The organism is Peribacillus sp. SIMBA_075, from assembly GCF_046534585.1.
This window is the reverse complement of record NZ_JAWRYN010000141.1, coordinates 1-431: the sequence shown is the minus strand read 5'-3', so window position 1 is coordinate 431 and position 431 is coordinate 1. Positions and strand designations below refer to the sequence as shown.

Annotated in this window: 1 protein-coding gene; it reads right to left on the bottom strand. The window is 29.7% G+C overall.

What is annotated here, in order from left to right; genetic code table 11:
- The coding region (locus tag SB775_RS27520; RefSeq protein WP_410864308.1) for a sigma factor regulator N-terminal domain-containing protein at positions 1 to 431 on the bottom strand (431 nt) is incomplete at both ends.

Below are 431 nucleotides of genomic sequence, written 5' to 3'. Positions count from 1 at the left end.
ATTATGTGAAGCAAATGGAAGATAAAATTGCATCTCTCTTTCCATCGTTTGATTATTATACAATTCACTTGTCTTATTAATACGTTCATTTCCCACTACAACATTATCAGCTATCGTTAATGGATTTACATTTGATAATCGGCGAAATGTATTCCAAACTTTATACTCGTACACTTCATCCTCCCACTTAACAGGTTTCCCTTCAATAACTTTATACGTTTTATACTCTACTGTGCTTTTAAATAAACCGTTAGAAGTAATTGCTACACCTCTTTCCGTATTAGGCCTTGTAATTTGTCTAATCATATTTAAATCACGATCCATCGCTAAGTAAGCTCTATTGTTCAATTGTGAAATTCCTATTATAAAACCAATGAATAAAACAATAAAAAGTAAAGTAGAAATTAATATTATTTTGAATAATTGTCTTC